23 protein-coding genes, 1 pseudogene and 1 riboswitch are annotated in these 25840 nt (G+C 74.2%); of the genes and pseudogenes, 13 read left to right on the top strand and 11 right to left on the bottom strand.

All coding sequences use genetic code 11. The annotated features are described in order from the left end of the window. The first annotated feature begins 276 nt into the window (after positions 1–276). From ACZ3YO_RS01375 to ACZ3YO_RS01360, 4 genes are all read left to right on the top strand, one after another. Entirely contained in the window at positions 277–819 is a 543-nt protein-coding gene (locus tag ACZ3YO_RS01375) for a beta-class carbonic anhydrase (RefSeq protein WP_396319382.1), read from the top strand. Between the two features lie 394 nt (positions 820–1213). Continuing rightward, entirely contained in the window at positions 1214–2179 is a 966-nt protein-coding gene (locus ACZ3YO_RS01370; RefSeq protein WP_465564139.1) for an AAA family ATPase, read from the top strand. A 1-nt stretch (position 2180) separates the two neighbouring features. After that, a complete protein-coding gene (locus ACZ3YO_RS01365) occupies positions 2181–3503 on the top strand; it encodes a DUF58 domain-containing protein (protein ID WP_465563308.1) in 1323 nt (440 codons plus the stop codon). Next, a complete protein-coding gene (locus ACZ3YO_RS01360; RefSeq protein ID WP_465563305.1) occupies positions 3500–5959 on the top strand; it encodes a transglutaminase TgpA family protein in 2460 nt (819 codons plus the stop codon). Before ACZ3YO_RS01365 ends, ACZ3YO_RS01360 begins: the two co-directional genes overlap by 4 nt. Positions 5960–6049: 90 nt before the next feature. Here the strand turns inward: ACZ3YO_RS01360 and ACZ3YO_RS01355 are convergent, their stop codons facing one another. The 3 genes and pseudogenes from ACZ3YO_RS01355 to ACZ3YO_RS01345 form a co-directional block, all read right to left on the bottom strand. Next, entirely contained in the window at positions 6050–6439 is a 390-nt protein-coding gene (locus tag ACZ3YO_RS01355) for a DUF3040 domain-containing protein (RefSeq protein ID WP_465563302.1), read from the bottom strand. 376 nt (positions 6440–6815) lie between these two features. Continuing rightward, positions 6816–7568 carry a methyltransferase domain-containing protein gene (locus tag ACZ3YO_RS01350; RefSeq protein WP_465563299.1) on the bottom strand — a complete coding sequence of 251 codons (753 nt, stop codon included), beginning with the start codon at positions 7566–7568 and terminating at the stop codon, positions 6816–6818. 126 nt (positions 7569–7694) lie between these two features. Then, a pseudogene (locus ACZ3YO_RS01345) lies at positions 7695–8209 on the bottom strand (SAV_6107 family HEPN domain-containing protein). Positions 8210–8847: 638 nt separating this feature from the next. On the opposite strand from ACZ3YO_RS01345, the gene ACZ3YO_RS01340 reads away from it, so the two are divergent. Both ACZ3YO_RS01340 and ACZ3YO_RS01335 read left to right on the top strand, forming a co-directional pair. Beyond that, positions 8848–9477, top strand: coding sequence for a DUF4126 domain-containing protein (locus ACZ3YO_RS01340; RefSeq protein ID WP_465545673.1), 630 nt, complete (start codon positions 8848–8850; stop codon positions 9475–9477). Between the two features lie 10 nt (positions 9478–9487). Beyond that, entirely contained in the window at positions 9488–10987 is a 1500-nt protein-coding gene (locus tag ACZ3YO_RS01335) for a phytoene desaturase family protein (RefSeq protein WP_465563295.1), read from the top strand. Positions 10988–11044: 57 nt separating this feature from the next. Here the strand turns inward: ACZ3YO_RS01335 and ACZ3YO_RS01330 are convergent, their stop codons facing one another. Further along, complete coding sequence (locus tag ACZ3YO_RS01330) at positions 11045–11941, bottom strand: hypothetical protein (RefSeq protein ID WP_465563292.1); 897 nt, start codon at positions 11939–11941, stop codon at positions 11045–11047. A 152-nt stretch (positions 11942–12093) separates the two neighbouring features. Beyond that, positions 12094–13008, bottom strand: a complete 915-nt coding sequence (metF, locus tag ACZ3YO_RS01325) for a methylenetetrahydrofolate reductase [NAD(P)H] (RefSeq protein ID WP_465563289.1) — start codon at positions 13006–13008, stop codon at positions 12094–12096. A 186-nt stretch (positions 13009–13194) separates the two neighbouring features. On the opposite strand from metF, the gene ACZ3YO_RS01320 reads away from it, so the two are divergent. Continuing rightward, on the top strand, positions 13195–14301 hold the full coding sequence (locus tag ACZ3YO_RS01320; RefSeq protein WP_465563286.1) for a polyprenyl synthetase family protein: 1107 nt from the start codon (positions 13195–13197) through the stop codon (positions 14299–14301). A gap of 61 nt (positions 14302–14362) precedes the next feature. On the opposite strand, the gene thiE is transcribed toward ACZ3YO_RS01320, so the two are convergent. The 3 genes from thiE to ACZ3YO_RS01305 all read right to left on the bottom strand — a co-directional run bounded on the left by thiE (position 14363) and on the right by ACZ3YO_RS01305 (position 16647). Continuing rightward, positions 14363–15013, bottom strand: a complete 651-nt coding sequence (gene thiE, locus ACZ3YO_RS01315) for a thiamine phosphate synthase (RefSeq protein ID WP_465563283.1) — start codon at positions 15011–15013, stop codon at positions 14363–14365. Next, the gene (locus tag ACZ3YO_RS01310) at positions 15013–15378 is read right to left on the bottom strand and encodes an Rv2175c family DNA-binding protein (RefSeq protein ID WP_396319394.1); all 366 of its coding nucleotides are present in this window, start codon (positions 15376–15378) and stop codon (positions 15013–15015) included. Before ACZ3YO_RS01310 ends, thiE begins: the two co-directional genes overlap by 1 nt. Before the next feature lie 75 nt (positions 15379–15453). After that, on the bottom strand, positions 15454–16647 hold the full coding sequence (locus ACZ3YO_RS01305; RefSeq protein WP_465564136.1) for an NAD(P)/FAD-dependent oxidoreductase: 1194 nt from the start codon (positions 16645–16647) through the stop codon (positions 15454–15456). A gap of 240 nt (positions 16648–16887) precedes the next feature. Then, a riboswitch (TPP riboswitch) is annotated at positions 16888–17000 on the top strand. On the opposite strand from ACZ3YO_RS01305, the gene thiO reads away from it, so the two are divergent. The 5 genes from thiO (at position 16995) to ACZ3YO_RS01280 (ending at position 22648) form a co-directional block, all read left to right on the top strand. Continuing rightward, the gene (gene thiO, locus ACZ3YO_RS01300) at positions 16995–18164 is read left to right on the top strand and encodes a glycine oxidase ThiO (protein WP_465563280.1); all 1170 of its coding nucleotides are present in this window, start codon (positions 16995–16997) and stop codon (positions 18162–18164) included. Its footprint overlaps the riboswitch before it by 6 nt. After that, complete coding sequence (thiS, locus tag ACZ3YO_RS01295; RefSeq protein ID WP_465563277.1) at positions 18161–18370, top strand: sulfur carrier protein ThiS; 210 nt, start codon at positions 18161–18163, stop codon at positions 18368–18370. The genes thiO and thiS overlap by 4 nt, the downstream gene beginning before the upstream one ends. A 2-nt stretch (positions 18371–18372) precedes the next feature. Further along, positions 18373–19170, top strand: a complete 798-nt coding sequence (locus tag ACZ3YO_RS01290; protein ID WP_465563274.1) for a thiazole synthase — start codon at positions 18373–18375, stop codon at positions 19168–19170. Positions 19171–19269: 99 nt separating this feature from the next. Continuing rightward, positions 19270–21132 carry a Stk1 family PASTA domain-containing Ser/Thr kinase gene (gene pknB / locus ACZ3YO_RS01285; protein ID WP_465563271.1) on the top strand — a complete coding sequence of 621 codons (1863 nt, stop codon included), beginning with the start codon at positions 19270–19272 and terminating at the stop codon, positions 21130–21132. A 145-nt stretch (positions 21133–21277) separates the two neighbouring features. After that, positions 21278–22648, top strand: coding sequence for an FAD-binding oxidoreductase (locus ACZ3YO_RS01280; protein WP_465563268.1), 1371 nt, complete (start codon positions 21278–21280; stop codon positions 22646–22648). Positions 22649–22660: 12 nt separating this feature from the next. Here the strand turns inward: ACZ3YO_RS01280 and ACZ3YO_RS01275 are convergent, their stop codons facing one another. Beyond that, the gene (locus ACZ3YO_RS01275) at positions 22661–23290 is read right to left on the bottom strand and encodes a sulfite oxidase-like oxidoreductase (protein ID WP_465563266.1); all 630 of its coding nucleotides are present in this window, start codon (positions 23288–23290) and stop codon (positions 22661–22663) included. 215 nt (positions 23291–23505) lie between these two features. Here ACZ3YO_RS01275 and bfr point away from each other — a divergent pair, with 215 nt between their 5' ends. Next, positions 23506–23985, top strand: a complete 480-nt coding sequence (bfr, locus tag ACZ3YO_RS01270) for a bacterioferritin (protein ID WP_396319402.1) — start codon at positions 23506–23508, stop codon at positions 23983–23985. A 22-nt stretch (positions 23986–24007) separates the two neighbouring features. Here bfr and ACZ3YO_RS01265 read toward each other — a convergent pair whose 3' ends face one another. Continuing rightward, positions 24008–24286: a (2Fe-2S)-binding protein gene (locus ACZ3YO_RS01265; protein ID WP_465563263.1), complete on the bottom strand. Its 279-nt coding sequence runs from the start codon at positions 24284–24286 to the stop codon at positions 24008–24010. Positions 24287–24465: 179 nt separating this feature from the next. Further along, positions 24466–25800: a class II 3-deoxy-7-phosphoheptulonate synthase gene (locus ACZ3YO_RS01260; protein WP_465545644.1), complete on the bottom strand. Its 1335-nt coding sequence runs from the start codon at positions 25798–25800 to the stop codon at positions 24466–24468. Positions 25801–25840: the final 40 nt, after the last annotated feature.

Raw genomic sequence — 25840 nt, 5'->3', positions numbered from 1 at the left:
CCCCGCCAGTCAATGGCCCGCTCCGGCGCACCACCCGGGCGGCGGTACGGATCACCGCAGGTCGCGGCCGTTCCGGCGAGCTGCGGGCGCGGCCGCCCGTGGTCGCGCGGCGGCTCCGCGCGCCCCGGCGGGGCCGGCTCCCGTGCGGGGAGCGGACAAATCGGGCCGGAACGGTCCCCTGGGCCTGCGGATTGTGGATATGCACTCGATCACAGCCGCCCGCTCTGTAGCCCCTGACTCCACCACGGACGGGAGAATCGCACTAACGTCTCCGATATGACAGTGACCCCCGACCGGCCCACGCCGACCGCCGCTGCCGACTCCACAGGTCCCGACATCATCGACCGCTTCGTCGCGGCCAACCGCGAGTACGCGGTGACCTTCCGCGACGGCGGCATGGACGCCCGCCCGGTCCAGAAGGTCGCCGTGGTGGCCTGCATGGACGCCCGGCTCGACCTGTTCGCCGCCCTCGGGCTCGAACTCGGCGACGCACACGTGCTCCGTAACGCCGGCGGTGTCGTCACCGACGACACCATCCGCTCGCTCACCATCAGCCAGCGTGCCCTGGGCACCCGCTCGGTCGCACTGATCCACCACACCGGCTGCGGCCTGCTCGGCCTCACCGAGGACTTCCGGCGCGAGCTGGAACTGGAGGTCGGCCAGCGCCCGCAGTGGGCGGTGGAGTCCTTCGTCGACCTCGACGGCGACGTCCGGCAGTCCATGCAGCGGGTCCGTACCTCGCCGTTCCTGCTGCACACCGACGACGTACGCGGCTTCGTCTTCGACGTCCACACCGGGCTGCTCCGCGAGATCTCCTGACCTCTCCCCCGCTCCCAGCGCCGCCGTCGGCCCGGCCAGCGCCGTCCGGGCCCTCCGCGGCGTTCCCGTGACGCCCGCGTACCCGCTTCCCCGGCGCGCGACCCGGTGCTTCCCGGTGAGATGGTGACTTCTGGCCACCACCCGGGGGAGAATGCGCCTGCCGGTCTGACCCCGAACCACCTGGGGCGGCCAGGCCGCAGGCCGCACCCCGGCACCGGATCCCCCACGGAACCGCTCCCGGAGGGGCCGCGTCAAGCAGGGGTGGGGGCCGGCCTCGGGGTGAGGCGGGCGCAGCGTGCCAGGGAGCGTACGGGTGACGAGCTACAACGATCAGGCCGGTCTCGAAGGTCGTACGGGGGGCGATCAGCGGACGCCCGGGTACCACCGGGTCGGCCTGCCCGAGCTCGCCGCCGTCGTGGACCGGGTGCGGACCAACATCGAGAGCGTCATCGAGGGCAAGCCGGAGGCCGTCCGGATCGCCCTGACCGTGCTGCTCGCCGAGGGCCACCTGCTGCTGGAGGACGTGCCCGGCGTCGGCAAGACCATGCTGGCCAAGGCGCTGGCCCGGTCCGTCGACTGCACCGTGCGGCGCATCCAGTTCACGCCCGACCTGCTGCCCTCGGACGTCACCGGCACCAACATCTTCGACCAGCACCAGCGTGACTTCGAGTTCCGCCCGGGCGCGATCTTCGCCCAGATCGTGGTCGGCGACGAGATCAACCGGGCCTCGCCGAAGACCCAGTCCGCCCTGTTGGAGTCGATGGAGGAGCGCCAGGTCACCATCGACGGCACCAGCTACGAGCTGCCCTCGCCGTTCATGGTCGTGGCCACCCAGAACCCGGTCGAGATGGAGGGCACCTACCCCCTCCCGGAGGCCCAGCGGGACCGCTTCATGGCCCGGATCTCGATGGGCTACCCGAGCCCCGAGGCCGAGCTCGCCATGCTCGACGTGCACGCCGGCGCCAGCCCCCTGGAGGACCTCCAGCCGGTCGCGCACGCCGCCGACATCCTCAAGCTGATCGAGCTGGTGCGCACCGTGCACGTCGCCGACCCGGTCCGGCGCTACGCCGTCGACCTGGTCGGTGCCACCCGGACCAGCCACGAGCTGCGCCTGGGCGCCTCGCCGCGCGCCACCCTGCACCTGGTACGGGCCGCCCGCGCCGCCGCCGCGCTGGACGGGCGCGACTACGTCACCCCGGACGACATCCAGCGGCTGGCCGTCCCGGTGCTCGCCCACCGTCTGATGCCGACCGCCGAGACCCAGCTCAGCCGCCGCACGTCCGAGCAGATCGTGACCGACCTCGTCGCCCGGCTGCCGCTGCCGCGCCCGCAGGGCGGCCCGGCCGTCCGGAGGGGCTGAGGTGGGGCCGTCCGACGCACCGTCGGGCCTGCGCGCCGGCCTGCGCGGCCTCACCACCCGGGGCCGCTCCTTCCTCGCCGCCGGGGCCACCGCGGTGGTCTGCTCCTACCTGCTCGACCAGGACGCGCTGCTGCGCGTCGGCGTACTGCTCGCGGCCCTGCCGCTGGCCGCCGCCCTGCTGCTGGCCAACACCCGCTACCGGGTGGCCAGCGGCCGCCGGCTCTCCCCGCGCCGGGCCGTGGCCGGGCAGGAGGCCCGGGTCCACCTGCGGGTGGACAACGTCTCCCGGGTGCCCACCGGCCTGTTGCTGCTGGAGGACAAGGTCCCGTACGTGCTCGGGCCGCGCCCGCGGTTCGTGCTGGACCGGGTCGAACCGCGCGGGAACCGCGAGGTGTCCTACCGGGTCCGCTCCGACCTGCGCGGCCGCTACCCGCTCGGGCCGCTCCAGCTGCGGCTCTCCGACCCGTTCGGGATGTGCGAGCTGAACCGTTCCTTCGCCGCCTCCGACGTCCTCACCGTGGTACCGCAGGTCCAGAACCTGCCGCTCGTGCGGCTCAGGGGCGAGTGGACCGGCCAGGGCGAGAGCCGGACCCGCACCCTGGCGCTGGCCGGCGACGACGACGTCATCCTGCGCGAGTACCGGCACGGCGACGACCTGCGCCGGGTGCACTGGAAGTCCACCGCCCGGTACGGCGAGCTGATGGTCCGCCGCGAGGAACAGCCGCAGAAGGCCCGCGCCACCGTGCTGCTCGACACCCGGGACGCCGGCCACCGCGGCAGCGGCCCCGCCTCCTCCTTCGAGTGGGCGGTCAGCTGCGCCGCCTCGGTCGCCGTCCACCTGCTGGAGCGCGGCTACCAGACCCGCCTGCTCACCGACACCGGCCACTGCGTCCCCGGCCCGGCCGCCGGCGGCGGCACCACCGCCGCCGAATCCTCCGGCCTGATCCTGGACGCGCTCGCGGTCGTCGACCTCTCCGACGGCGGCGGGCTCTCCCGCGCCGAGGAGCCGCTGCGCACCGCCGGCGAGGGCCTGCTGGTCGCCGTCCTCGGCGAGCTGGACGAGGCGCAGACCGCCCGGCTGGCCCGGCTGCGCAACCGCACCGGCGGCGCCGTGGCCTTCCTGCTCGACACCGGCACCTGGTCCGGTCTGCGGATGCTCGCGCCCGAAACCGGCGGGGACGAGTTCCGCGACCGGGTCCGGCAGCTGCGCGAGGCCGGCTGGACCGTGCTCCCGGTGCGCGCCGGGGACTCCGTCCCCGAGCTGTGGCAGGCCGCCGACCGGACCGAGTCGCCCTCCCCCTACCGAGAAGAGGCCGGCGCGTGACCACCCGGGCCAAACTGACCGTGTACTCGGCGCTGGCCACCGCCCTGGCCGCGCTCTGCCTCACCCCGCTGCTCACCGGCAGGAGCTGGATCGCCCACGCCCTCCTGGTGATCACCGTGATCGCGCTGGCCGGCGCGGGCCTGCGCCGGACGCCCTTCTACCGCTGGACGGTGCCGCTCGGGCAGTTGCTCGTCCTGTTCGGGCTGCTGCTGGTCGGCTTCGCGAGCGCCACCAACAAGTTCGGCGGCATGCTGCCCGGCCCCGAGTCGGTGCACACCCTCGGCAGTGTCCTCGGCCGCGGGCTGGACGACATCCGGCAGTACGCCATCCCGGCGCCGCCCGAGCCGGGCCTGCGGCTGATCCTCGTCGCGTCCGTCGGGCTGATCGCCATCATGGTGGACACCGTCGCGGTGACGTACCGGCGCTCGGCGCTGGCCGGGCTGCCGCTGCTGGCGCTCTACTCGGTCGGCAACGGCCTGGCCGGTGACCACGGCAGCTGGGTCTGGTTCGGGCTCGCCTCCGCCGGCTACCTGGTGCTGCTCTTCGCCGAGGGCCAGGACCGGGTCTCCCGCTGGGGCCGGGTCTTCCGCGGCACCTCGCGCGGAGCCGAGGGCTCCGGCACGCTCAGCCTGAGCGGCCAGCGGATCGGCGTCCTGGCGCTGGCGCTGGCCCTGCTGGTGCCGGTGTTCCTGCCGCACTGGGACGGCGGGCTGATCCACACCGGCTCCAACGGCGCCTCCAACGGCGGCACCGGCACCGGGGGTGTCTCCAGCCTCGACCCGCTGGTCACCCTGGAGTCCGCGCTGACCAAGCCCAGCGACATCGAGCTGCTCACCTACCGGATGGACAGCAGCCTGGCGGACACCGCCTACCTGCGCACCGGTTCGCTGGACTCGTTCGACGGCACCGCGTGGAAGCTCAGCAATCCCGGCACCACCGACTTCAAGGGCTCCTTCGCCGCCCCCGAGGGGCTCGGCAACCTCGACGTCCCGGCGGTCCCGGGCGACTTCCAGGTCTCCGAGAAGCTGGACTCCGCCTGGCTGCCGATGCCCTACCCCGCCAAGAACGCCACCGTCCCCGTCCCCGGCAACTGGAAGGTGGACACCCTCACCGGGACCGTCCAGCCGACGAAGGACAAGGCGATCAAGGGCCTGCACTACCAGGTCACCGCGTACGACGTCCGGCCCACCGCCGAGGAGCTGCGCCAGGCGCTGCCCGCCCGTCCGCAGATCGCCGGGCACTACACCGACCTGCCCAAGGACCTCCCGCCGGTGGTCCGGCAGCAGGCCGAGGCGGTCACCAGGAAGGCGCCCACCCCGTACGACAAGGCGCTGGCGCTGCAGGACTGGTTCACCGGCCCCGACTTCAGCTACCGCACCGACATCAAGGCCGGCACCGGCAACGACGCGATCGTGGAGTTCCTGCGCAACCGCAAGGGCTTCTGCGTGCACTTCGCCTCCACCATGGCGGCGATGGCCCGCACCCTGGGCATCCCGGCCCGGGTCGCGGTCGGCTTCACCCCGGGCGAAACCAAGGGCAACGACCGGTATTCGGTCAACGGGCTGATGTACCACGCCTGGCCCGAGCTGTACTTCGAGGGCTTCGGCTGGACGCGCTTCGAGCCCACCAAGGGCCGCGGTGTGGCGCCCCGTTACACCGAGCCGCTCCCCGCGGCCACCACCGCGCCGAGCACCGCGCCCACCGCCGCCGCGCAGAGCAGCGGGCCGGTCGCGGTGCCCTCCGGCAGCAGCGACTGCGACGCGAAGCTGCGACGCATGGGCGAGTGCGGGGACCAGAAGAAGAGCGCCACCGGCGCCCAGGACGAGTCCTGGCTGCTCTCCTGGCAGGTGCTGGCCGCCCTGGCCGGCGTCCTGGTGCTGGTCGCGCTGCTGCTCACCCCGATGCTCTGGCGGACGCTGCTGCGCCGCCGCCGGCTCGGCGCGGGCGGGCGGCGGCGGCCCGGCGGTGACGGCCCCGCGGAGCCGACCGACGAACAGGTGCTGGCCGCCTGGGACGAGCTGATCGACTCCGCCTGGGACATCGGCATCCAGCCGGACGAGTCGCGCACGCCGCGCGCGACCGCCCGCCGGATCTCCGAGGCCGCCGCACTGGACGAGGCCTCGGCGGCCGCCGCCGGCCGGGTGGCGCTGGCCACCGAGCGGGTGCTCTACGCCCGCTCCGCCCAGGTGTCGGCCCCGGTGGCGGCGGACGTCCGGACCGCCCGGGACGGGCTGCGGGCCGGCGCCGGCCGGGCCGGGCGGACCAGGGCGGTGCTGCTGCCGCCGTCCTCGGCGCAGCTCTGGTGGAAGGTCTCCGACGCCGTGCTGGCCGCGCGGCTCACGGTGCGCGACCGGGTGGCCCGGGCGGCCGGCACGGTCACCGGTCCGGTCCGCCGGGTCTGGGGCCGGCTGCGGCGCCGGGGCGGTACGGGTGGCCCGGACGGCACCGAGTCCTGAGACCGGACACGCCGAGGGCGGGCAGTCGGATCGACTGCCCGCCCTCGCGGCGTTCGTGCGGTGGTACCCGCAGGCCTCGTGCCCGGAGGCTCAGAAACCGCCGGTCTGCTCGTCCCGGCGGCGCTGCCAGCGTTGCTCGACCCGGTCCATCATCCCCGCCTTGCGGCGCGGAGCAGGGGCCGGACGGGGCCCAGAGGTCTGGCCGGCCGGACCACGGCGCCAGCCCGTCACGGCGAAGACCGCACACCCGAGCATCACCAGGAACCCGACGACACTGACCCAGATCTGGTCGGGGACCACCATGCCGCCCATCAACAGGCCGATGCCCACCACGAAGCCGCCGACGGCCAGATAGACCCGTCGACGGGTGTGGGTGCGCAGCCCGGTTCCCTCAAGCGCCGACGCGAATTTGGGATCTTCGGCATACAGCGCTCGCTCCATCTGGTCGAGCAGTCGCTGCTCGTGCTCCGAGAGCGGCACGGAGTCCTCCTACTCGTCGGTCGCGGGTGCGACCGGTCCGCCGCCCCGGTCGGGGAGGCAAGTCCAATCAGCCTTGAGAACATGCGGTCGGACGCCTGTGCGGGGGCCCGGGCCCGTGTCGTCCATATGCCCCATGCATCCGGCTGTCATGCTTTCCGGCTTTACCCAGATCATACGGTCCACGGGCCCGTTACGGGGTGGTCGGCCACGCGTGGGCCGGGCCACTCCGGGCCGTCCGGGCCGCACTGGGCTCAACGCGGTGAGGCCCGGACAAGTGCCCGACCGGGTGGAATCGGCCGGGACCTGGGGAGCTTCGGAGGAGAGGGGGAGGAGAAGAGGGGTGAGGCGGGTCGGCGAACGGTGCCGACCGCCCGGGTCAGGCCAGGGTGGCCAGCAGGTGGAGCTGGGTCGCCACGGCGTGGAAGGCGGGCTGCCCGGCGGCGGCCTCCTCCAGCTTGAGCAGCGCCTCCAGCGCGCCCGGCTCGGCGTCGACCAGGACGCCCGGCACCAGGTCGGCGAAGACCCGCACACCGTGCACCGAGTCCACCCGCAGGCCCGCGCCGACGGCGAGCCGGTCGAGCTCCTCGCCGGTGAAGCGGCGCGGCATCGGGTCGGCCTCGCCCCAGCGACCGTCGGAGGCCTCCAGCACCGTCCGCGCGTCGTTGAAGTGGCCCCCGAGCGCGCGGGCCAGCACGGCGCCGTTGCGGTTGGCGGCCAGCAGGCTGACGAAGCCACCGCGGCGCAAGGTCCCGGCCAGGCTGCCGAGCGCGTCGGCCGGGTCGTCCACGACCTCCAGCACGCCGTGGCAGAGCACCGCGTCGACGGTGCCGGGCGCGACCACGTCGGGCAGCGTCTGGGTGTCGCCCTGGACGGCGCGGACCAGGTCGGTCACACCGGCCTCGGCGGCCCGGCGCTCCAGCGCGAACAGCGCGTCGGGGCTCGGGTCGACCACGGTGACCCGGTGACCGAGCCGGGCCACCGGCACGGCGAAGTTGCCGGTGCCGCCGCCGGTGTCGACCACGTCGAGCACCGGCTGGTCCAGCTCGGCCGCCCGCTTCTCCAGGGCTGCCCGCACCACCTCCCACACCACGGCGGTACGCAGGGCGCTGCGGGGACGCGTCGGGTACACGGTGGGACTCCTTGGCACGTGCAGATCGATCAGGACGCCTCCACCTTAGACCGGGCCGGCGGCCTGGCCGCTGCGGGCCGCCGGGCCGCGCCGCCGGGCGGTGACCGGTCACCGCCCGGCGCTTGGTCACCGCCGGGCGCCCGGGTCGTGGGGGCCTCCGGCGTCGTCCGGCGGGAACCGGGGGGCGGGCGGCGCCGGGTGCAGGCCGAGCAGCCGCTCGACCAGCCGGAGGAAGAGCGCGGAGTTGCGGATCAGGTCGTCGGCGTCGCGGGCCGAGGCGGCACCCCTGATCCCGGCCTCGGCGGCGGCCCGGCGGCGGGCGCCGGCCGCGAAGTACACCGCCCACTCGGCGAGTTCGGGCGCGACCTCGGGCAGCACCTCCCAGGCGCTGCGGATCGCCCGGCGCCGCCGGGGGCTCTTCTCCGGCCGGCCCCGGACGGCGAGCACCGCCGCGACGGTGCGCAGCGCGGCGAGGTGGGCGGCGGCGTACCGCTCCAGCGGGTCCTCCAGGGCGCGGGAGCGGGTGAGGGTGCGGCGGGCGTCGGCGAGCAGGTCGAGCGCGGCGGGCGGGGCGGCGACCCGGCGCAGCACCGGGTGGACGTCTCCGCCGGCGGGGACGTCGGCGCCGGGCCGGTCGGCACCCGGCTGGTGGGTGCCCGGCCGGTGGGCGGCGAGGTGGAGGCGGGCGGTGACGGGCTCAGGCCGGCTGATGGTCATGGTCTCCCCCGTTCCGAGGCAGCGCACGGGCCGGATGATCCGTGCGTCTCCATCGTGAACGGGACCACTGACAATGCGGCCCCGAGGCGTCGCACGCCTGCTCCGGGCACGGACATGCGTGCGGGCGGCGGTCGCCGGCCGCTCCCCCGCCGGCCCGCGCCCACCGCCCCGCACCCGCCGGAGCGCCGTCCCCCCACCGGCGGCGCTTCGGAGCCCCCCGGGTCACCGGTCCCCCCTGACCCCGCTCCGCCGCCCCGTGTCGGCGGTGCGCGGCCTACGACCGGCTCCGGTGCGGACCCGCCGGTGTCGTCCGCCGGCCCCCGTGGCCGGCGGACGGCACGTGTCCGCCGTCCCGGGCCCGCAGTGCCCGACGCGCCGCCGACCCGGTGCCACCACTCTCCCGTCTCCGCAGGTCGGAGGCCATCCGCTCAGCTACTCAACCGTGCGTCTGAGTATCCGTACTCAGTCCGCCCGGGGAGGGAACCGGAGGGCTCCCGCCCGGCGTCCCGGTACGGTACGGCGAGCCGGGCGGATCCCGGCGGCACTCCGAGGGAGGGAACGGATGACGATCGTTCCGCTGATCTTCACCAGCGGTCTGGCGAGCGGGATCAACGCGTACGCGGTGGTGCTGCTGCTCGGCCTGCTGGGCCGGTTCGCCGGGGCCGACTCGGTGCCGCCCGCACTGGAGCGCACCGACGTGCTGGCCGCGGCGGCCGTGCTGTTCCTGCTGGAGGCGGTGGCCGACAAGATCCCGTACGTGGACAGCCTCTGGGACACCGTCCACACGGTGATCCGCCCGATCGCGGGGGCCACCGTGGGCGCGCTGATCGCGAGCACCGACCCGGGCTCGCTGCCCGAGGTCGCGGCAGGGGCGATGGGCGGTGCCACGGCGCTGGTCAGCCATCTGGTGAAGGCCTCGCTGCGAATGGCGGTCAACACCTCGCCCGAGCCCGCCAGCAACATCGTGGTCAGCCTGGCCGAGGACCTCTCGGTGGCCGGCCTGGTCACCCTGGCGATCTTCCATCCGTGGCTGGCCGCCTCGGTCGCCGCCGTCCTGCTGATCGCCGGCCTGCTCATGGTCTGGTTCGCGATCAACCGCATCCGGCGTTTCCGGGCCCGCCGCCGCGAGCGCAAGGCCGCCCGCGCGGCCGGCGCCCGACCGGCGGAGGAGGCGTCCGTCCTGCGGTCATAGGATGCGGGCCATGGCAAGGATCGTCATCATCGGCGCAGGAATGAGCGGGCTCGCGGCGGCCTCCCGGCTGGCGACCCTCGGACACCGGGTGACGGTCTGCGAGGCGAGCGGGACGTACGGCGGCATGGTCGGCCGGTACGAGCGGGACGGCTTCGCCTTCGACACCGGCCCCGGGCTGCTCACCCTCCCCGCCGTCTACCGCGACCTCGCCCTGAAGACCGGCAAGGAGCCGCTGGAGCAGCTGGTCGGGCTGGCCCCGGTCGACCCGGAGAGCCGGCACGTCTTCCCCGACGGCACCGACCTGACGCTGCCGAACGCCTCCCGCGGCGGCGTCATCCAGGCGCTGGACGCCGCGTTCGGCGCCGGTTCGGGCGCCCGCTGGGCCGAGGTGATGAACCACGGCCGCACGGTCTGGGAGGCGACCCGCCGCCCGCTGCTGGAGGAGCCGCTCCCCGCCGACCCCGCACCGCTGCACACCGACCCGTACCCCGGCCCGCCCCGCAAGGGCCTGGCCAGGCTCCTCCGCCCGCGGCCCCGGACGCTCACCAGTGTGGCCGCCCAGGAGCTCGGTGGCCACCCGGCCCTGACCGCCCTGCTGTCCGAGTACGCGCTGCGCTTCGGGCTCCACCCGGACACGGCCCCGGCGAGCGCCACCGTGCTGCCGTACATGGAGCAGTCCTTCGGCGTCTGGTACGTCCAGGGCGGCCTCCGCGCGCTGGCCGACGCGGTGTACCGGCGCTGCGAACTGCGCGCCGTGGACTTCCGCTTCGACACCGAGGTCATCGCGGTGGCCACCAAGGACGGCCGCGCCTGCGGCGTCGACACCACGGCCGGCCGGATCGACGCCGACGCGGTGGTCTCCTCGATGGACGCCTGGTCGTTGTTCAGCCGGCGCATCGCCGAGTGGCCGGACGGCGGCGACCCCGCCGAGTGGGGGCACTACGAGCAGCCGAACGGCCGCTTCGTCGTTCTGCTCGCGCTGCGCGGGGCGCGGCCGGACGGCACCCCGCACCGCACCGTGGTCCACGCCGCCGAGCCGGCGGCCGAGTGGAACGCGCTCACCCTTGCCGCCCAGCCCTGCGAGCACCCGACGGTGCAGGTCCTGCGACCCGACGACTCCTCGCTGCGCCCGGACGACGACCACGAGAGCGTCGTCCTCACCGTGACCGTGCCGGGGCAGGGCGATGTCGACTGGACGGAGCCCGGCCTGGCCGACCGCTACGCCGACCGGCTGCTGGACCACGTCGACGCGGCCGGGCTCGGCCTGCGCGAGCGGGTGCTGTGGCGAGTGGTGCGCACGCCCGAGGACACCCGCCGGGAAACCGGCGCGTTCATGGGAGCCGTCCCCCGCCCCGCGCTGGCCGGGCAGGGCGGGAACTTCCTGCAGTCCGCCAACGAGTCACCCGTCCCCGGCCTCTACCTGATCGGCGGCGCCGCCCACCCCGGCGGCGGGCTGGCCCGGGTCGGCATGTCGGCCTGCATCGCGGCCAACCTCATCGGCCCGGCCTGAGCGCGCCGCGCGGGGGAAACCGGCCTGGCCGACTCCCTCTGCGGGGCCGCGCCCGGCTCAGCCCTGCTGCTGCCAGGTGTTCTGCTGCTGGTAGCCGTACTCGTAGACCGGCTGCTGCGGGATGCCCTGCTGCGGCTGCTGCTCGGGCTGCCACTGCTGCTGGGCCTGCTGCGCGTGCTGCGCCTGCTGCTCGTAGCCGTACGGGTCGGGCTGCTGCTGGTACGCGCCGTAGGCGTCGGGCTGCTGCTGGTAGGCCGCGTACTGGTCCGGCTGGACGGCCTGCTGCTGGTAGCCGCCGTAGCCCTGGTCGTAGGCGAAGGCCGGCTGCTGCTGGGTCTGCCACTGCTGCTGTTGCTGGACGTTCTGGTCCCAGGCCTGCTGCTGCGGGGCGTCGTAGCCGGCCTGGTAGGCCTCGGCGTACGGGTCCGGCTGGGCCTGCTGCGGCTGCTGCACCTGCTGCTCGTAGTACCCGGGCGCGTAGACGCCGTCCGCGGCGAGCTCCTGCATCTCGAAGGCGGCGGTCTGCTCGACGGCGGGGGCTTCCTCGGCGGCCGGTGCCGGCTCGGGGCTGCTCTCCTCGACCGCGCTGACCGTGCCGATCCGGTCGACCGCCACCGCGGTGGCCACCACCGCCCCGCCGGTCAGCGCTCCGAGCAGCGGCACCTTGGCGAGCGGACCGGGCAGGCTGCCGTCGGCGCTGCGCAGCGACCAGCCGGCGGCGTAGCCGCGCTTCACGGAGAGGGTGACGAGGGTCTGGCCGAGCGCGAAGAGGGCCGCGCCGGCGCCGATCACCACGACCGAGCCGAGCGCCATCCCGGCGGGCACCCCGAGGAAGCCGGCCAGGGCCAGGGCCCGCCAGTGCACCGGGGCGCGGTTCTGCAGCAGCAGCTCGGCGACCAGCCAGAGCGCCACCACCGCCAACGCGGCGTACAGCAGCAGGTATCCGATGCCCATCCGCCCGCTACCTCCAGTCGCGTGCCCGCGCGCGCCGCGCGTGTGCGGCGACTGTACCGGTTCAACGGCCGGGGTACCGCATCGCGTTCCCGGCGGCTCCCGCCCGTGCGGGGTGCCGCCGGCCGCCGGCCCGGCCGGGCCGGCGGCGCAGCTCAGCGCTGGTGCAGACCGAGGTTCTGGTAGATCTCCAGGGTCGCGGTCGAGTGGTTGAGCGTGATGAAGTGCAGGCCGGGGGCGCCCTCCGCGAGCAGCCGCTCGGACATCGCGGTGGCGTGCTCCATGCCGACCTCGCGCAGGGCGGCCGGGTCGTCGATGGCCGCGCGCAGCCGGGCCTCCAGCTCGGCCGGGAAGGCCGAACCGCTCAGCTGCGGGAACCGGTCCAGCTGCTTGGCGTTGGTGACCGGCATGATCTCCGGGATGATCGGCGTCTCGCAGCCGGCCGCCGCGACCCGGTCGCGCAGCCGCAGGTAGTCGTCGACCTCGAAGAACATCTGGGTGATCGCGTAGTCGGCCCCGGAGCGGATCTTCGCCACGAAGTGGCGGATGTCCTCGTCCCAGTCGGTCGAGCGCGGGTGCATGTTCGGCGAGGCGGCCACGCCCACGCAGAAGTCGCCGATGCCCTTGATCAGCTCCACCAGCTCGTACGCGTAGGTGACCCCCTGCGGGTGCTTCACCCACTCGCCCATCGGGTCGCCGGGCGGGTCGCCGCGCACCGCGAGCACGTTGCGTACGCCCTGGTCGGCGTAGTGGCCGATGATGTTGCGCAGCTCGGCGATCGAGTGGTCGACGGCGGTCAGGTGGGCGACCGGCGTCAGCGTGGTCTCGGTGGCGATCCGGCCGACCATGTTGACGGTGCGCTCGCGCGAGGAGCCGCCGGCCCCGTACGTCATGCAGACGAAGTTGGGGTCGAGCGGTTCGAGCCGGCGGATGGCGTCCCAGAGACGCTGTTCGCCGACCTCGGTGCGCGGGGGCATGAACTCGAAGGAGAAGGATCGCTTGCCGGCCGCCAGAAGCTCGCGGACCGTCAGCGCGCGGTCTGTTCTGGTGGAAGCGACGCCGAGTGCCATGCTGGCAGGTTAACCGCCGGTCGAAGGGCACGGACAACTCGGTCCCACCAATTGAGACAAATGGTGGACGGTATTCCGCTTCCCGGCCCCGCCGCCCCGGGAGGCCCCGGAGGCTCGTCCGTACAGCTGTTCCCGGCCGCCCGGCTAGGCTTGCTGCACCCCCTGTCAAACTCCCGGAGCCTCATCGTGACCTCGTCCAGCAACCGGCCGGCCAACCCCATTGACGTGGAGGACGTGCGCGGGCGCGTCAACGCGGCCCTCGCCGGCTTCATGGACGGCCAGGCGGCCCTGCTCGGGAAGATCTCCCCGCAGCTGGCGCCCGCGGTCGAGGCGCTGCGCGACTTCCTGCTGGACGGCGGTAAGCGACTGCGCCCGGCGTTCTGCTACTGGGGCTGGCGCGGCGCCGGCGGCCCGGCGGCCGGCGAGGGCATCGCCAACGCGGCGGCCGCCCTGGAGCTCCTCCAGGCGAGCGCGCTGGTCCACGACGACCTGATGGACCGCAGCGACACCCGCCGCGGCCTGCCCTCGGTCCACCGCCGCTTCGAGGCCCTGCACCGCGACAGCGGCTGGCGCGGCGACCGCGAGCAGTACGGCACCTCGGCCGCGGTGCTGCTCGGCGACCTGCTGCTGATCTGGTGCGACGAGCTGTTCCTGCGCTCGGGCCTGGACGCGGCGGCGGTGCTGGCCGCCAAGCCGATGTTCGACCTGATGCGCACCGAGGTCATGGTCGGCCAGTACCTGGACGTATTGGAGCCGGTCGCCGGTGACTCCACCGACCCGGGCGCGCTGGACCGGGCGCAGACGGTGCTGCACTACAAGTCGGCCAAGTACACGATCGAGCGGCCGCTGCAGGTCGGCGCGCTGCTGGCCGGCGCGGGGCCGGAACTGGTCGAGGCGTACGGGGCGTTCGGCCTGCCGCTGGGCGAGGCGTTCCAGCTCCGGGACGACCTGCTCGGCGTCTTCGGCGACCCGGCGGTCACCGGCAAGCCCGCCGGGGACGACCTGCGCGAGGGCAAGCGGACCCTGCTGGTCGCGCACGCGATGCGCGGGCTGTCGGCCGCCGACGCCCGCCACCTGGACGAGCGCCTCGGTGCGCCGGACCTCGCGCCCGAGGAGGTGGCCCGGCTGCGGGCCCTGGTCGGGTGCAGCGGCGCGCCCGAGCTGGTGGAGCGGCGGATCGAGGAGCTGATGCGGCAGTCGCTGACCGCGCTGGAGGCCGCACCGCTGGCCGACGGACGGGCCCGCGAGGTGCTGCTGGCGCTGGCCGAGGCCGCCACCGTCCGCAAGTACTGAGGAGTACCCGGGGCGCGGCGGCGGCCTTGTCCGGCGTCTGTGCGTCCGTACGCCTGCGGCGTCAGGCCTGGCGCAGCCGCCGGGCGAGCGCGGTGGCGGCCGCCTGCGGGTCCTCCGCGGCGGTGATGGCGCGCACCACGACCACCCGGCTCGCGCCGGCCGCGAGCACCTCGTCCAGGTTGCCGAGGCCGATGCCGCCGATGGCGAACCACGGCCGGTCGGTGGCCCGCCCGGCCGCGTACGAGACCAGGCCGAGGCCGGGCGCGTGGCGGCCGGGCTTGGTCGGGGTGGGCCAGACCGGGCCGGTGCAGAAGTAGTCAACGCCGGGCTCGGCGATCGCCGCGTCCACCTCGGCCTCGGCGTGGCAGGAACGGCCGATCAGCACGTCCTCGCCGAGGATCGCGCGGGCGGCCGCCACCGGCAGGTCGTCCTGGCCGAGGTGCAGCACCTCGGGGCGGGCGGCGTGCGCGACGTCGGCGCGGTCGTTGACCGAGAGCAGCTTGCCGTGCCGGCGGCAGGCGTCGGCGAAGACCTCCAGCGCCGCCAGCTCCTGCTTGGCCTCCAGCCCCTTGTCACGGAGCTGGACGATGTCCACCCCACCGGCCAGCGCCGCGTCCAGGAACTCGGCGAGGTCGCCCTGCTCACGCCGGGCGTCGGTGCACAGGTAGAGCCGGGCGTCGGCGAGCCGCCGGCGCAGCGTTTCCGCGGCCATCAGATCAGCATCGCCTGGGCGCGGCGCTTCACCTCGGTGCCGCGGTTCTCCCGGAGCGCCTGGATCGGGCTGCCCGGCAGCGACGGGTCCTCGGTGAAGAGCCACTCCAGGATCTCCACGTCGTTGTACCCGCAGTCGCGCAGGACGGTCAGGGTGCCGGACAGGTGCTTGACCAGGCCCGGGCCGTCGATGAACGCCGCCGGCACCTGCAGCGACCTGTTCGGGCCGCGCCGGATCGCGATCAGCCCGCCGTTCTTGACCAGGTCACGCACCTCGGTGACCCGGACCCCCCACTGCTCCGAGATGTCGGGCAGGTACATCCACTCGGGGACCAGGGCTTCAATCTTGCTTTCGATCTCACTCACGCCACCAGACTGCCACCTCCGCGGCCCGCCGCGCACCAGCCGGCCGCCCGGGGGCTCGTCCAGCGGCCCCCGGCGCTACCCCGCGGCGGCCGACTTGAGCGGTACCGCCGGGTCCGCGGCCCGGGCCCGGTCCAGCACCGTGGCGCGTTCGACCAGCCGGCGGCCCTGGGTGAGGTCGCGCGGGCGGTCGACGGTGAGCAGGGCCCGCAGCGCGCCGTCGCGCAGCCAGAGCACGGCCCAGGTCGGGTCCGCCGGAGAGCCGCGCCAGACCAGCTCGTCGCCGTCGCCGTGCCGGCCGACGTACTGGACCATCCGGCCGAACTGCTCCGACCAGAAGTACGGCACCGGGTCGTACGGGGCGTCCGCGCCGAGCACCGCGGCGGCCGCGGCCTCGCCGGACTGCAGCGCGTGGTCCCAGTGCTGGACGGTCAGCCGGCCGCCCGTCCGGGCGGAGGGGTAGCTCGCGCAGTCGCCGGCCGCGTAGACGCCGGGCAGGCCGGTGCGCAGCCGCTCGTCCACCAGGACGGCGCCGGCCGCGTCCAGCTCGACGCCCGAGCCGGCCAGCCACTCCGTCGCCGGGCGGGCACCGATGCCGACCACCACCTCGTCGGCCGGCAGGTGCGAGCCGTCCGCCAGCAGCACCGCACCCGGCTCGACGGCCGCGACGGCGGCGCCGCAGCGCAGCTCGACCCCGGCCTCGGCGTACCAGGCGGCCATCGCCCGGCCGATCTCGGTGGGCAGCGCACCGGGGACGGGCGCCGGGCCCGCCTCGACGACCGTCACCTCGCAGCCGGCCGTGCGGGCGGCGGTGGCGACCTCGGCGCCGATCCAGCCCGCGCCGACCAGCACCAGGCGCAGGCCCGGGCGGAGCAGGGCGCGCAGGGCGAGCGCGTCGTCCAGGGTGTGCAGCAGGTGCGCGCGCTCGGCGCCGGGCAGGACGCGCGGAGTGGCGCCGGTGGCGATCACCAGGGCGCCGTACGGCAGGTCGCCGCCGTCGGTGTGCAGGAGGCCGGGGGTGAGGCCGGTGGCGCGGCGGCCGGTGAGCACCTCGATGCCGAGGTGCGCGAAGTCGACGTCCAGGGTGGTGGCGTCGGCCTTGCCGAGCAGCACCTCCTTGGAGAGCGGCGGCCGGTCGTAGGGCGCGTGCGGCTCGTCGCCCACCAGCACGATCCGCCCCTGCCAGCCGCCCCGCCGCAGGCCCGAGGCGCACTGCGCCCCGGCCAGCCCGGCCCCGACCACGACCACGACCACCTGATCCGTCCCGCTCAGCTCTGCCACGCCGTCACTGTACTGGCGCCCGCCGGGCGCGCCAGGGGGCGTCCCACCTTTCGTACCCGCCCCTCGGCAGCACCGGCCACTCCCGCTCCTCCCGGCCCCGCGGCCCACTCCCGCCCCACCCTCGTACGCGCCTTCGGCGCCCCGGCCGCCCCGGCCTGCTCGGGCCCCGGCCGCCCGCGTCCCACCCTTCGTACGCGCCTTCGGCGGCTCGGACGCCCGGAGTTAAGGTGGGGGCACCATCACGGGAGCCCGGCGGACCGGGCTGAGAGGCGGGCTGACACGGCCTGCGACCGTCCGAACCTGATCCGGGTCATACCGGCGAAGGGAGAGCAGCGACTTTGACACGCTTGGCACCGGACGCCCACGCCGGCGTACTGGTGATCGGCGGGGGCATCATCGGCCTCGCCGTCGCCTGGCGCGCCGCCCAGCGCGGGCTGGAGAACATCGTGGTGGCCGACCCGCGGCCCGGCGGCGGCGCCGCCCAGGTCGCGGCCGGCATGCTCGCCCCCGTCACCGAGCTCCAGTACGGCGAGGAGCCGCTGCTGCGCCTCGGCATGGCCTCCAACGAGCGGTACGCGGCCTTCGCCGCCGAGCTCACCGAGGCCAGTGGCGGCCAGGACACCGGCTACCGCCCGTGCGGCACCCTCGCCGTCGCCCTCGACTCGGACGACCGCGAGGAGCTGCGCGAGCTGCACGCCTTCCACCGGCGGCTCGGCCTGGACTCGCAGTGGCTCACCGGCCGCGAGGCCCGCCGGCTCGAACCGATGCTCGCCCCGGGCGTCCGCGGCGGCCTGCACGTCACCGACGACCACCAGGTCGACGGCCGCCGGCTCGCCAAGGCGCTCGTCCTCGCCTGCGAGCGGGCCGGCGTCCGGCTGCACCGCGCCGAGGCGACCGAGCTGCTGGCCGAGGGCGGCCGCGCCACCGGCGCCCGGCTCGCCACCGGCGAGACCGTCACCGCCGATCAGGTCGTCCTGGCCGCCGGCCCGTGGAGCCACCGGCTGCCCGGCCTGCCCGAGGGCGTGCTGCCGGCCATCCGCCCGGTGAAGGGCCAGATCCTGCGGCTGCGGATCCCGGAGGCGTACCGGCCGTTCCTCTCCCGCAACGTCCGCGCGGTGGTCCGCGGCCGGCACCTCTACCTGGTGCCCCGTGAGAACGGCGAGCTGGTGATCGGCGCCACCAGCGAGGAGCAGGGGTACGACACCACCGTCACCGCCGGCGGCGTGTACGAGCTGCTGCGCGACGCCCACGAGTTGGTCCCCGGCATCACCGAACTGCCGCTGGTGGAGACGTCGGCCGGGCTGCGCCCGGGCTCGCCCGACAACGCGCCGCTGCTCGGACCGACCGCCCTGCCCGGCCTGGTCGCCGCCACCGGCCACTACCGCAACGGCGTGCTGCTCACCCCGGTGACCGCCGACGTGGTCGCCGAGTACCTGGCCACCGGCACGACGCCGGACCTCGCCGCGCCGTTCTCCCCCACTCGCTTCACGACGAAGGTCCCCGCATGAGCGACATCCCCCTCACCGTCAACGGCGAGCCCCGCCAGGTGCCCGCCGCGACCACCCTCGCCGAGGTGGTGGCCACCCTCAGCCGGGCCAACTCCGGCGTCGCCGCCGCGCTCAACGAGGCCGTGGTCCCGCGCAGTTCGTGGCCGCTCACGGAGCTCTCGGCCGGCGACCGGATCGAGATCCTCACCGCCGTGCAGGGAGGCTGACCATGGCTGACGACCTGCTCACCATCGCCGGCACCACCTTCGACTCGCGCCTGATCATGGGCACCGGCGGCGCCCCCAGCCTGGAGGTCCTGGAGCAGGCGCTGCGGGTCTCCGGCACCGAGCTGACGACCGTGGCGATGCGCCGGGTCGACGCCACCACCCAGGGCTCCGTCCTGGACGTGCTCACCCGCAACGGCATCCGCATCCTGCCCAACACGGCCGGCTGCTTCACCGCCGGAGAGGCCGTGCTGACCGCCCGGCTGGCCCGCGAGGCGCTCGGCACCGACTGGGTGAAGCTGGAGGTCATCGCCGACGAGCGGACCCTGCTGCCCGACCCGATCGAGCTGCTGGACGCCGCCGAGACGCTGGTCGACGACGGCTTCACCGTCCTCCCCTACACCAACGACGACCCGGTGCTGGCCCGGAAGCTGGAGGACGTCGGCTGCGCGGCGATCATGCCGCTCGGCTCGCCGATCGGCTCCGGCCTGGGCATCCGCAACCCGCACAACTTCCAGCTGATCGTGGAGGGCGCCAACGTCCCGGTGATCCTGGACGCGGGCGCCGGCACCGCCTCGGACGTCGCGCTGGCGATGGAGCTGGGCTGCGCCGCCGTCATGCTCGCCTCGGCGGTGACCCGCGCCCAGGACCCGGTGCTGATGGCCGAGGCGATGCGGCACGCCGCCGAGGCCGGACGGCTCGCCCACCGGGCCGGCCGCATCCCGCGCCGCTTCCACGCCGAGGCCTCCTCGGCGATGGCGGGCCGGGCCGACCTGGACACCCGCGAGCGCCCGGCGTTCTGACCCCGAAGGGCCCGGACGGTGTCACAACCCGGGTACAGAGAGCCCCGGGAGCGGTGCCGCCCGGGGCTGAGGGCCCGTCTGCGCCACTAGACTCGCCGGGTGGACAAGGCGGACATGGCATTGCACGACCCCCTGATCGGTTCCCTGCTCGACGGCCGGTACCGGGTCGAGCAGCGCATCGCGGCCGGCGGGATGTCCACCGTCTACCGCGCCACCGACACCCGGCTCGACCGGGTCGTGGCGCTCAAGGTGATGCACCCCTCGCTGGCCGGCGACGAGGGCTTCACCGGCCGGTTCATCCGCGAGGCCAAGGCGGTCGCCCGGCTCGCGCACCCCAACGTGGTCAACGTGTTCGACCAGGGCGCGGACGGCGGAAACGTCTTCCTCGCCATGGAGTACGTCCCCGGCCGCACCCTGCGGGACCTGCTCCGCGACCGCGGCGCGCTCTCCATCCGCGCCGCCCTGGACATCCTGGAGCCGGTGCTCGCCGCGCTCGGCGCCGCCCACCGGGCCGGTCTGGTCCACCGCGACGTCAAGCCGGAGAACGTCCTGATCACCGACGGCGGCCTGGTCAAGGTCGCCGACTTCGGCCTGGTCCGGGTGCTGAACGCCGCCGACGGCGCGGCCACCTCCACCACCGCGACCACCGGCACCGTCCTCGGCACCGTCTCCTACCTGGCCCCCGAGCAGATCCGCCCCGGCGACGGGACCGACCAGCGGGTGGACGTCTACGCCGCCGGCATCCTGCTGTACGAGATGCTGACCGGCCACCGCCCGCACACCGGCGAGAACCCCGTCCAGGTGATGTACCGCCACCTGCACGAGGACGTCCCCGCACCCTCGCTGACCGTGCCCGGCGTCGTCCCCGAGCTGGACGCCATAGTGGCCGGCGCCTGCGCACGCGACCCGCAGGCCCGCCCGTACGACGCGGTCGAGCTGCTGGCCGCCCTCCAGCGGGTGCGCCGCACGCTCACCCCGGCCCAGCTGGACGCCGAGCCGCCCGCCTCCACGCTGGACAGCCCGCAGTACCCGACCAACGAGCCGACCTCGGTGATCCGGCCCGCCGTCACGGCCCGGGCCGTCTCCGCACAGGTCGTCTCCGCACAGGCCGTCTCCACTCAGGCCCACGCGACGGACACCGCGACGGACGCCGGGCCGCCGGTCGAGCGGACCAGCGTGCTGGACGTCCCGCCGGAGGTGATGGAGCAGCTGCTCACCGAGCCGCGCCCGTACGACGAGCCGCCGCCGGTGCGCACCGGCCGCCCCGGCCTGCTGCGCCGCCTCCCCCGCAAGCCGCTGGTCTGGGCCTCCGTCCTGGCCGCCCTGGTGCTGCTGGTCGGCGGCACCACCTACACGCTCTCCGGCGCCCTGTACACGACGGTGCCGGGCGTGCTCGGCAAGGACCGCGCCGAGGCGCAGCGGATCCTGGACGGCGCGGGCATGCACGGGCGGTTCACCGAGGTCTACAGCGAGACCGTCCCCGCCGGGCAGGTGATCTCCACCGACCCGGGGGTCGGCGCCCGGGCCCGCAAGAGCGACGCCGTCGGCGTCACCGTCTCCCGCGGCCCGAAGCGGATCGCCGTACCGGAGCTGGCCGGAAAGCCGGCCGACCAGGCCGCCGCCGCACTGGCCGGCGTCCAGCTGGCCCGCGGCAACGTCACCGAGACGTACAGCGACACCGTTCCCGAGGGCGCGGTGATCAGCAGCTCGCCGGCGGCCGGGCAGCAGCTGGCGGAGAACTCGCCGGTCTCGCTGGTGGTCAGCAAGGGCATGGTGCCCGTCCCGGACGTGACCGGGATGTCCAAGGACGACGCCGCCAAGGCGCTCCAGGCCGCCGGCTTCGCGATGCAGAGCAGCGGCGTCAACCTGTTCGGCACCGGCAAGGTCTCCAGCCAGTCCCCCGCCCCCGGCGAGCGCCGCCCGCAGCACACCGTGGTGACGGTCAACTTCCCCTTCATCTAAGGATTTTGCCGGGCGCCTTGGGGACATGCGGCGTAGCGTGGAACCAGGCCTGCCCGGCCCCGCCCGCCGTAGAGTCGGGAGGGCTGCGGCGCCGGGACCTCCGGACGGGGCTGCGCGGCGGCCGGTATCCGAGGATGTGGTCGTCATGGGCGGACCCACCGTCGACGGCTTGAGGGAGCGCGTGCGGGGCGCGGTGATCACCCCCACGGACGAGGGGTACGAGGAGGCCCGCCGGGTCTACAACGGCATGGTGGACCGCCGGCCGGCCGTGATCGTCCGGGTGGCCAACACCGGCGACGTGATGTCCACGGTCGACTTCGCCCGGGACAACGCGCTGGACCTCGCGGTGCGCGGCGGCGCCCACAGCGCGCCGGGCTTCGGCACCTGCGACGACGGCGTGGTGATCGACTTCTCCGGGCGGCGGGGCGTGCGGATCGACCCGGAGCGCCGGACGGCACACTGCGAGGGCGGCGTCACCTGGGGCGACCTCAACGCCGCCGGGTACGCCTTCGGCCTCGGGGTCACCGGCGGGATCATCTCCACCACCGGCATCGCCGGGCTGACCCTCAACGGCGGCTTCGGCCACCTGGCCCGCGGGCTGGGCCTGAGCTGCGACAACCTGCTCTCGGCCGACGTGGTCACCGCCGACGGACGGTTCCACACGGTGAGCGGGGAGAAGGAGCCGGACCTCTTCTGGGCGCTGCGCGGCGGTGGCGGCAACTTCGGCGCGGTGACGTCCTTCGAGTACCGGCTGAGCCCGGTGGCCGACGTGGTCGCCGGGCCCATGGTCTACGAGCTGGAGCACACGGCCGAGGTGCTGCGGTTCTACCGCGAGTACATCCGGGACGCCCCCGAGCAGCTCGGCCTCTTCCCCGGGTTCCACCTCGCGCCGCCGCTGCCGTTCATTCCGGAGGACCGGGTCGGCGACCCCTTCATCCTGCTGGTCCCCTGCTGGGCCGGGCCGCCGGCCGATGCGGAGAAGGTGCTCGCCGCGCTGCGGGACGCGGCGCCGGTGGTGGCCGAGGGCGTCGGCCCGGCGCCGTACCCGGCGTTCGCCGCCGTCTTCGACCCGCTGCTGCCGCCGGGCCTCCAGCAGTACTGGAAGGGCCTCTTCGCGACCGAGCTCACCGACGGGGCGATCGCCGCCCACATGGAGTACGGCCCGCGGGTGCCGGCGGTCAACTCGGCGGTGCACATCTACCCGATCAACGGCGCCTGCCACCGCGTCCCCGCCGACGCGACGGCCTTCTCCCACCGGGACGCGACCTTCGCCACCGTGATCGCCGGCGTCTGGCCGGACCCGGCCGACAACGCCGCGAACACCGCCTGGGTCCGCGACTACTACGCCGCCCTCGCCCCGCACTCCGACGAGGCCGGCTACATCGGCTTCATGGACCACGACGACCAGCACCGGATCGAGGCCAACTACCGGGGCAACTACGACCGTCTGGTGGAGCTGAAGCGGCGGTACGACCCCGGCAACCTGTTCCACCTCAACCAGAACATCCGGGCCTGACCCGCGGACGACCTAGCGCAGCGGCCCGTCGCCCGGCTCCTCCTGGTAGGAGTAGCGCTGCTCCTGCCAGGGGTCGGCGAGGTTGTGGTAGCCGCGCTCCTCCCAGAAGCCGCGCCGGTCGGCCCGCATGTACTCGACCGCCCGGACCCACTTGGGCCCCTTCCAGGCGTACAGCTGCGGGACCACCAGCCGGACGGGGAAGCCGTGCTCGGCGGTGAGCGGCTCGCCGTTGCGGTGGGTGGCGAAGACGGTCCGCGGGTCGGCGAAGTCGGCCAGCCGCAGGTTGGCGCTGTAGCCGTACTCGGCCCAGACCATGACGTGGGTGACGTCGGGCGCGGGGGGCGCCTGCTCCAGTACGGCGGCGGCGGACACGCCCGTCCACTCGTTGCCGAGCATCGAGAACTTGGTGACGCAGTGCAGGTCGGCCCGGACGGTGGTGCGCGGAAGGGCGCTGAAGCCGGCGAAGTCCCAGCTGTGCTTCTCCGCCGAGGCGGTCGCCCCGAACACCTGGAAGTCCCAGGTCAGTGGCTTGAAGCGGGGCACCGGGCCGTAGTGCAGGGCGGGCCAGCCGCGTTGCGGGCGCTGCCCCGGAGGGAGCCTCGGGTCAGACGGGGGAAGCGGTTCTTGTTCGGACTGACCCATGGGTCCATGGTGACAGACGGCGGACAACCCCGGAGCGCGCCCCTTTCCGGCGCTGCACGCCCGCCCATACGGGCCAATAGCCGACCAAATCGGATATTCCGACACATGTCCTACTGAGTGTGAACTTACTGGAATTTCGTCCCATCGCGATGCCAGGATGCGTGCAGCCGCAGGCACGGCCGAGGTTCCCGGACGCACAGCAGGAAGGCAGCGCCATGAAGGGCGACGCAGAGGTCATCGAATTCCTCAACGAGCAGCTCACCGCCGAGCTGACCGCCATCAACCAGTACTTCCTGCACGCGAAGATGCAGGAGAACTTCGGCTGGACCAAGCTCGCCAAGTACACCCGGCACGAGTCCTTCGACGAGATGAAGCACGCCGAGGTGCTCACCGACCGGATCCTCTTCCTGGACGGACTGCCCAACTACCAGCGGCTCTTCCACGTCCGGATCGGCCAGACCGTCAAGGAGATGTTCGAGGCGGACCGCCAGGTCGAGGTCGAGGCGATCGACCGGCTCAAGCGCGGGATCGTGGTGATGCGGGCCAAGAACGACGTCACCTCGGCGAACATCTTCGAGTCCATCCTGGCGGACGAGGAGCACCACATCGACTACCTCGACACCCAGCTCGAGCTGCTGGAGAAGCTCGGGGAGGCGCTCTACATCGCCCAGCTGGTCGAGCAGCCGGAGTCCTGAGAGCGGCGGGCGCCCCGAACCGTCAGGCTGCGCGCAGCGGCGCGAGCGGGGCTGCTTCCGACGGCGCGGCCTCCGAGGGGGCGGCCTCCGGGTCGGCCAGCCCCAGCCTGGCGGCCAGCCGGGCGGTCGGGCAGGGCCGCGCGCCGTGCTCGCCCAGCAGGGCCTGGATCCGCCGGACGCAGGAGCCGCAGTCGGTGCCGGCCTTGCAGCCCTTGGCGATCTGGCGCGGGCTGTTGGCACCCGCGTCGATCTCCTTCTTCACCTGGGCCTCGGTGACCGCATGGCACATGCACACGTACATCGCGGTCTCTCCCGGGGGTGCGGCGGAGTGGATCTTGACTAAGGCACGCCTTAGTTCACTAAGCCTCACCTTACCCGGCGATCCGGGCACGAAAAAGCCCCTCCGGGCTCGGGAATCCCGAATCCGGAGGGGCCTTCGTCACATCAGGGGCCGGCCGGGCCGGTCCGAGCCTCGCGGGCTCAGTGGCCGCCGCGGTACATCTCGGCCACCAGGAACGCCAGGTCCAGCGACTGGCTGCGGTTGAGCCGCGGGTCGCAGGCCGTCTCGTAGCGCTGGTGCAGGTCGTCGACCAGCACCTCGTCGCCACCGCCGACGCACTCGGTGACGTCGTCGCCGGTCAGCTCCACGTGGATGCCGCCCGGGTGGGTGCCGAGAGCGCGGTGCACCTCGAAGAAGCCCTTGACCTCGTCGAGCACGTCGTCGAAGCGGCGGGTCTTGTGGCCACTGGAGGCCTCGAAGGTGTTGCCGTGCATCGGGTCGCAGATCCAGACCGGCTGTGCACCGGAGGCCGTGACCTTCTCCACCAGGGTGGGCAGGTGCTCGCGGATCTTGCCCGCGCCCATCCGGGTGATGAAGGTGAGCCGGCCGGGCTCGCGCTCCGGGTCCAGCTTCTCGATCAGGGTGAGCGCCTCGTCGACCGAGGTGGTCGGGCCGAGCTTCACGCCGATCGGGTTGCGGATCCGGGAGGCGAACTCGATGTGTGCGTGGTCCAGCTGGCGGGTGCGCTCGCCGATCCAGACCATGTGGCCGGAGACGTCGTACAGCTCGCCGGTGCGCGAGTCCACGCGGGTCAGCGCGGTCTCGTAGTCGAGGATCAGCGCCTCGTGCGAGGAGTAGAACTCGACCGTCTTGAACTCCTCCGGCGCCACGCCACAGGCGTTCATGAACGCCAGCGCGTTGTCGATCTCGCGGGCGAGCTGCTCGTAGCGCTGGCCGGCCGGCGAGTTGCGCACGAAGTCCTGGTTCCAGGCGTGCACCTGGCGCAGGTCCGCGTATCCACCGGTGGTGAACGCGCGCACCAGGTTGAGCGTCGCGGCGGACGCGTTGTACATCCGCTTCAGCCGCTCCGGGTCCGGGATGCGGGACTCGGGGGTGAAGTCGAAGCCGTTCACCGAGTCGCCCCGGTAGACCGGCAGGGTCACACCGTCACGGGTCTCGGTCGACTTGGAGCGCGGCTTGGAGTACTGGCCTGCGATCCGGCCGACCTTCACCACGGGGACGGAGGCGGCGTACGTCAGCACGGCCGCCATCTGCAGCAGGGTCTTCAGCTTGTTGCGGATGTGCTCGGCCGAAACGCCGTCGAAGGCCTCGGCGCAGTCGCCGCCCTGCAGGAGGAACGCTTCACCACGCGCCACGGCAGCGAGCCGGGCGCGCAGCTGGTCGCACTCGCCGGCGAAGACGAGCGGCGGATACGCGGCGAGCTCAGCAAGGGTCTTGCGCAGAGCCTCTTGGTCCGGCCACTCAGGCTGCTGCGCCGCGGGCAGGGACTGCCAGGGGTGATTTGTCACGGTCACACGGCAAGGCTACGGGGTGCGACAACCGATTTGTGACCAC

The organism is Kitasatospora sp. NPDC022785 (assembly GCF_055561295.1).
This window is presented reverse-complemented; position numbering and strand designations above follow the sequence as displayed.